Annotated in this window: 7 protein-coding genes; 5 read left to right on the forward strand and 2 right to left on the reverse strand. The window is 69.3% G+C overall.

The genetic code is table 11. The features are described 5' to 3' along the window. Positions 1–39: 39 nt before the first annotated feature. Together IEZ21_RS43935 and IEZ21_RS43940 are read right to left on the reverse strand one after the other, a co-directional pair. Entirely contained in the window at positions 40–855 is an 816-nt protein-coding gene (locus IEZ21_RS43935) for an oxidoreductase (RefSeq protein WP_189327403.1), read from the reverse strand. 254 nt (positions 856–1,109) lie between these two features. Further along, positions 1,110–1,655, reverse strand: coding sequence for a MarR family winged helix-turn-helix transcriptional regulator (locus IEZ21_RS43940; RefSeq protein WP_246568840.1), 546 nt, complete (start codon positions 1,653–1,655; stop codon positions 1,110–1,112). Between the two features lie 338 nt (positions 1,656–1,993). On the opposite strand from IEZ21_RS43940, the gene IEZ21_RS43945 reads away from it, so the two are divergent. The 5 genes from IEZ21_RS43945 to IEZ21_RS43965 all read left to right on the forward strand — a co-directional run. Then, the gene (locus IEZ21_RS43945; RefSeq protein ID WP_189327404.1) at positions 1,994–2,497 is read left to right on the forward strand and encodes a flavin reductase family protein; all 504 of its coding nucleotides are present in this window, start codon (positions 1,994–1,996) and stop codon (positions 2,495–2,497) included. A 60-nt stretch (positions 2,498–2,557) separates the two neighbouring features. Then, a complete protein-coding gene (gene hpaB, locus IEZ21_RS43950) occupies positions 2,558–4,039 on the forward strand; it encodes a 4-hydroxyphenylacetate 3-monooxygenase, oxygenase component (protein ID WP_189327405.1) in 1,482 nt (493 codons plus the stop codon). After that, positions 4,039–5,484: a fumarylacetoacetate hydrolase family protein gene (locus tag IEZ21_RS43955; protein ID WP_189327406.1), complete on the forward strand. Its 1,446-nt coding sequence runs from the start codon at positions 4,039–4,041 to the stop codon at positions 5,482–5,484. Before hpaB ends, IEZ21_RS43955 begins: the two co-directional genes overlap by 1 nt. Then, complete coding sequence (dapA, locus tag IEZ21_RS43960; RefSeq protein WP_189327407.1) at positions 5,481–6,413, forward strand: 4-hydroxy-tetrahydrodipicolinate synthase; 933 nt, start codon at positions 5,481–5,483, stop codon at positions 6,411–6,413. The genes IEZ21_RS43955 and dapA overlap by 4 nt, the downstream gene beginning before the upstream one ends. After that, positions 6,410–6,729, forward strand: a 320-nt coding sequence (locus tag IEZ21_RS43965; protein WP_189327408.1) for an aldehyde dehydrogenase family protein, incomplete at its 3' end; no start/stop codon positions are given. The genes dapA and IEZ21_RS43965, both read left to right, overlap by 4 nt.

The raw sequence follows: 6,729 nt of genomic DNA on the forward strand, positions 1-6,729 counted from the left end.
AGCCGAGCGAGTCACACGCTGATCCCCGGCCCGTGGCTGTCAGGCGGTCATCCGGTTGAATTTGCGCACGGACTTGTCGAAGGTCCGGGCGGGGAGGATGCGGCGCAGCACTTTGAGGCGTGGGGCGAGCGAGCCTGCGGGATAGCTCAGTTTCGGCTTCCGGTCGGTCGCTGCCGCGACGACCACCTTGGCGATGACGGCGGGATCGTCGCCGCCCCTCAGCTGCTCCTGTGTCACCTCGTCATAGATGGCCCGTTGGCGGGCGTATACCGGCACAGGGGTGTCGGCCTGCACCGAATTCGCGTCGAACGGGGTGTTGAAGGGGCCGGGCTGGACGCGCAGGACCCGAACGCCATGCTCGCGGATCTCGTGGTCCAGGGACTCGGTGTAGCCCTCGACCGCATGCTTGGTCGCGATGTAGACGGACATGAAGGGGTTGCCGACGAACCCGCCCAAGGAGGAGATGTTGATGATGCGGCCCCGGCCCCGGCCGCGCATGTGCGGCAGGACGGCCTTGGTCATGCGCATGAGGCCGAAGACGTTCACGTCGAACACGCGCTGTGCCTGGGCGACGGAGATTTCCTCGGCGGCGCCGTCGATGCCGAGCCCGGCGTTGTTGACCAGGACGTCGATCCGCCCGAACCGCTCGATCACCTGCTGGACGACGCTGCTCACCGAGTCGTCGCTGGTCACGTCGAGGGCGAGGAACGTCACACCGCCGCTGGAGGTGCTCCCCGACGTCTTCCGGCTCGTCCCGACCACGTCGAATCCCGCTTCGACGAGTGCGTGCGCTGTCGCCTTGCCGAGCCCCGAGGACGCGCCCGTCACGAGTGCTACCGGCCGATTTGATGCCATGACTGCCTCCCGAAGTTTTTATATTACGATCATAATTGCATGGAGGTCCGCTCGGCACAACCCTGGATCGCGATCGCCGACATCCCCGCACCTGCGTCAGTCGTGTACGCCCCTGGCCGCCGCGCACTCACACCCACGGCCGTCGACCCCGTGCCGCACGTGCGGTCGGCTCGAGTAGGCGGCTTGGGCGGCGAAGCAGTCGCCGTCCGCCAGGCAGGACGCCCGCCATCGGCTCGTTGCCCTGGAAGAACCCCTCAGGTCCGATGCCGTACGTCGAAGTGCGCGGAGTGCGCGGTCAGCTTGCCGAGCAACTCGATGAGGGTCCGCTGCTCGTCCTCACTGAGGGCGCCCGCCCACTCCTGTTCACGTGCGTTGTGTGCCTGGAAGGCAGTGGTGATCGCATGCAGGCCGGCCTCGGTGAGGCCGAGCTGGACCGCGCGCCCGTCGTAGGAGGCGCGCTCCTTGCTCACCAGGCCGTCCCGTTCCAGCGTGTTCACCAGTGCCGACACGGCGGCTCGGCTCATGCCGGACAGCTCCGCGACCTTCTTCGCCTCGACCGGGCCCGACAGCCAGATGGCGAACAGCACTCGGAAGCCGGGCCATGACCAGCCGCGAGGCCGGTGTACGGCGGATTCGAGGTCGTAGACGAGCATGTTGGCCGCGCGGTGGAAGGTGAGCACCAGCCGCATGGCGAGCGGGTCGATGCCGGGGAGTTCCCGCGAGACCCGGTCGACGGCGTGGTCGATGAACGACCAGAAGTGCAGGTGGTCGGCATCCAGCGGTTCCGGTTCCTGGGGCACAGTCGGAGTCTAGGTCGGCCAGGTCGGGCGGCATCACGGACCGCACTCGGGAAACGGGCACGCGTCGGCACCCCGTCCAGGTTTCCGGACCGTGAAAAACCTTCGCCCGAGGGCTTCCCCAGAGATGCCGGCGGGGGTACGGTCCCCAATTAATCAAAGCATTGATTACATGCGCTGAGCAGTAGTTGAGCAATAGTTGTTCTGTTTTGTCCCCTGGGCCTGTCAGGGGACAGGTCTCCTCCCGGCCGTGCGTCCCGATGCGCGGCCGGGTAGCCCCGGCCGTTCCTCCTCCGTCGACGGGGACGGTGTGGCGGGCGATCGATCCGAAGGAACCTCGTATGCCCGAAGCACTCGCTCCCCCCAGTCCCGGCGCGCTGCGTGCCTGCATGTCCCGTTTCGCCACCGGAGTCACGGTGGTGTCGTACGCGACCGACGGCGGTCCGCGGGGCGCCACCATGAACTCCTTCACGTCCGTGTCCGCTGAACCGCCGCTGGTCCTGGTCAGCGTCGCCCGCCGGGCCCGCTGCCACGACCAGCTGGCCGACGGGCCCTTCTGCGTGAACATCCTCGGTGCCGAACAGGAGCAGTTGGCCCGGCTGTTCGCCGGGGCCCCGAGCACCGCGGAGCCCCGCTGGGCAGAGGGCGCGCGCGTCCCCCGGCTGGCCGACCCGCTCGCCTGGGTGGAGTGCGAGCCCTGGCGCGCGTACGACGGCGGCGACCACACCCTGGTCCTCGGCCGCGTCACCGACCTCGGTCACCGCGACGGCGACGCCCTGACCTACGCCTGGAGCCGTTTCGCGTCCACGACCGAGTCGACCGACGGCATCGAGCACCTTTTCTGAAGCCTTTCCGCCCGGCCCACCGCCCTCTCGAGCCCCACCGCACTCCTCAGGAGAACCACCATGGCCGCACGCACCGGCAAGGAATTCCTCGAGCGCCTCTCCCAGTCCCGCCCCACCGTGAACATCCAGGGCGAGACGCTCACCGGAGGAATCCAGGAGCACCCCGCTTTCCGCAACGTGGTGCGGACCTACGCCGAGCTGTACGACCTCCAGCACAGCGACGAACACAAGGACGTCCTCACGTACGCCTCCCCCACCTCCGGTGAGCCGGTCGGCACGTCCTTCCTCACTCCGCGCACACCCGACGATCTCGTCAAGCGCCGTAAGGCGTTCAAGGTGTGGGCCGACCACAGCAACGGCATGCTGGGCCGCACCGGCGACTACATGAACAGCTCCCTGATGGCCCTCGCCTCGGCCGCCGACTGGTTCGCCCAGGCCAACCCCGCCTTCGGCGAGAACATCCGCCGCTACTACGAGAAGGCCCGCGAAGAAGATCTGCTGTGCACGCACACGCTGATCCCGCCGCAGGTCAACCGGGCGGTGGCGGGCACCCAGCAGGCCGGCGGCAAACTGGCGGCGCGAATCGTCAAGGAGGACGACAACGGGGTCGTGATCCGGGGCGCCCGCATGCTCGCCACCATCGCCCCCTTCGCCGACGAGATGCTCGTCTTCCCCTCGACCGTGCTCCGCGGCACGCCCGAGGACAAGCCGTACTCGTACGCCTTCGCCATCCCCAACGACGCCCCCGGCCTGCGCTACATCGCCCGCGAGCCCCTCGACTACGATCGCCCGCGCCACGACCACCCCCTCGCCTCCCGCTTCGAGGAGTCGGACTGTGTGGTCGTCTTCGACGACGTGCACGTGCCCTTCGAGCGCTGCTTCGCGCTCGGTGACGCCGAGCTGTGCAACGGCTTCTACTCCCAGACGGCCTCCGTGGTGCACATGACCCACCAGGTCGTCACCCGCACCACCGCCAAGACCGAGTACATCCTCGGGCTGGTGTCGCTGCTCACCGAGGCCATCGGCATCGAGCAGTTCCAGCACGTCCAGGAGGACGTCGCCGAGATCATCACCACCCTGGAGACGCTGCGCGCCTTCCTGCGCGCGGCGGAAGCCGACGCCGAGGTCAACGAGTACGGGGTGCTGACCCCGGCCTGGGCCCCCCTCAACGCCGCCCGCAACCTCTACCCCAAGCTCTACCAGCGCTTCCCGCAGATCCTGCGCAAGCTCGGCGCCTCCGGCCTGATGGCCACCCCGACCGAACTCGACATCACCGGCCCGGCGGCCGCCGACATCGAGGCCTACCTCCAGTCGGCCACCCTGTCCGGCGCCGAGCGCGTGAAGCTTTTCCGTCTCGTCTGGGACACCTGCATCTCCGCCTTCTCCAGCCGCCAGGCCCTGTACGAGTACTACTTCTTCGGCGACCCCGTCCGCATGGCCGGCGCGTACGTGAAGTCGTACGACCGCGAGCCGTACAAGGCGAAGGTCCAGGCCTTCCTGAACCAGCACAGCCTGGATCAGCACAGCCTGGAGCGCTCCTGATGACGCACCCCCTGGGCAACCCCCCGTCGAAGATCATCGCTGTCCATCTCAACTACCCCAGCCGGGCCAAGGAGCGCGGCCGGATCCCCGCCCAGCCCTCCTACTTCCTCAAGCCCCCCTCGTCGCTGGCAGGCACCAAGGAGGCCATCGTCCGCCCTGAGGGGTGTGAACTTCTCGGCTTCGAAGGCGAGATCGCCCTGGTCGTCGGCAGCCGGGCCCAGCGGGTGCGGCCGGAGGACGGCTGGTCCCACGTGCGGTGGGTGACCGCCGCGAACGACGCCGGGGTCTACGACCTGCGGTACGCCGACCGCGGCTCCAACCTCCGCTCCAAGGGCGCGGACGGCTTCACCCCGCTCGGGCCGCGACTGCTCGATGCCCGCCAACTCGACCCGGCCGCACTCCAGTTGCGTACCTGGGTCAACGGCGAACTCGTGCAGGACGACACCACCGACACGCTCCTCTTCCCCTTCGGACAGCTCGTCGCCGATCTGTCGAGACTGGTCACCCTGGAGCCCGGGGACGTGATCCTTACGGGCACTCCGGCCGGCGCGTCCGTCGTCTCCCCCGGCGACACGGTGGAGGTCGAGGTCACCGGCAGCGGACAGTCCACCGGGCGGCTGCGCAACCCCATCGCCTCCGGGCCCGCCCTGGAGACGTACGGAGCGATGCCGAGGACGGACGCGGCCGAACGCGAGGCCGCCCACGGAGCCGCGTTCACCCCCGAGCCACTGCTCGACAAACACATCGAGCAAGGACTGCGTTCGGTCGCGGTCGCCACGCTCAGCGCACAGTTGCGGGGGCGCGGGCTGCCGCACATGTCCATCGACGGAGTACGTCCCACACAACCGGACGTGAAGATGGTCGGCGTCGCCCACACGCTGCGCTATCTGCCGCTGCGCGAGGACCTGTTCAAGCGGTACGGCAACGGCATGAACGCCCAGAAGCGGGCCATCGAGCAGCTGCGCCCCGGTCATGTGCTGGTCATGGACGCCCGCAGGGACACATCCGCCGGCACGCTCGGCGACATCCTCGCCCTGCGTGCCCAACAGCGCGGCGCGGCCGGGGTGGTCACCGACGGGGGGCTGCGCGACAGCGTCGCCGTCACCGAACTGGGGCTGCCCGTCTACCACGGCGGAGCCCACCCCTCCGTCCTCGGCCGCCGCCATGTGCCGTGGGACACGGGAGTGCCGATCGCCTGCGGCGGAGCCCTCGTGCAGCCCGGCGACCTGCTGGTGGGAGACGCGGACGGCGTGGTCGTCGTGCCGCCCGAGTTGGCCGAGGACCTGATCACCGACTGCCGGGAGCAGGAACAGCGGGAGCACTTCATCACCGAGCAGGTGCGCGCCGGACACGACATCGACGGCCTGTATCCCCTCGGTCCCGACTGGCACGAGACGTACGAGCGATGGCGCAAGCAGCACAGCACGCAAGGAGAGCACACATGAAATTCCGCAGCGACCCGTCCGCCATCCGCGGATCCATCGCTCCCGCCATCACCCCCTTCACCGCGGACGGAGCCGTCGACCACGACAGCCTGCGCGCGCTGATCCGCTTCCAGCTGGAGTCCGGTTCGCACGGCATCTCGCTGGGCGGCTCCACCGGCGAGCCCAGCGCGCAGAGCGTCAGCGAGCGGATCGCGGGGATGCGGACGGCGGTCGAGGAGATCGGCGACCGCGTCCCGTTCCTGCCCGGGACCGGATCCCACAAGCTCGACGAGACCCTCGAACTCACCGCCGCCGCGGCGGAGTTGGGCGCCGACGCCGCGCTCGTGATCACGCCGTACTACGCGCGGCCCACGCAGGAGGCGCTGTATCAGTGGTACGCGACGGTGGCACGGGAGTTCCCGGACCTGCCGATCGTCGCCTACAACGTGCCCTCGCGCACGGCCGTCGACATCGCGCCCGAGACGGTGAAGCGGCTGTTCACCGACTTCGAGAACTTCGTGGGCGTCAAGGAGACCACCAAGGACTTCGAGCACTTCTCGCGCGTGCTGCACGCCTGCGGGCGCTCACTGCTGGTGTGGTCCGGTATCGAGCTGCTCTGTCTTCCGCTGCTCGCGCTCGGCGGTGCGGGGTTCGTCTCAGCCGTCGCCAATCTCGCGCCCGGCGCGGTGGCTCGGATGTACGAGCTGTGGGAGGCGGGCGATTTCGACGGTGCCCGCGATCTCCACTACCGCCTGCACCCGCTCGTCGACCTCTTGTTCGTCGAGACGAACCCGGCGCCGGTGAAGTGGGTGCTGCACCAGCAGGGACGTATCGCGTCGCCCCATGTCCGCCCGCCGCTCACCTCTCCCACCGACGCGGGCCTGTCGAAGATCCGCGCGCTGCTCCGCGAGGGCGGAGACCTCACCCAGCAGATCGGAGCCGCGCAGTGAGCACCACCCCTGAGCACCTTCCCACCGTGATCCGGCACTGGATCGGCGGTGCCCTCGTCGACGCCGCGGACGGTCGCACCTTCGATGTCGCCGACCCGGTCTCCAACACGGCCTACGCACAGGCCGCGCGTGGTTCCGTGGCCGACGTGGACCGGGCGGTATCGGCTGCCCGGGTCGCGTTCCCGGAGTGGGCCGGGCTGTCCAACCGGGCGCGCGCGGGTGTCCTGTACCGGATCGCCGACGCCGTCGAGGCCCGTCATGACCGGCTCGCCGCCTTCGAGTCGTACGACTCCGGGCTGCCGATCACGCAGGCCCG

The sequence above is a fragment of the Streptomyces flaveus genome (genome assembly GCF_014647675.1).
Taxonomy (GTDB): Bacteria; Actinomycetota; Actinomycetes; order Streptomycetales; family Streptomycetaceae; genus Streptomyces; species Streptomyces flaveus.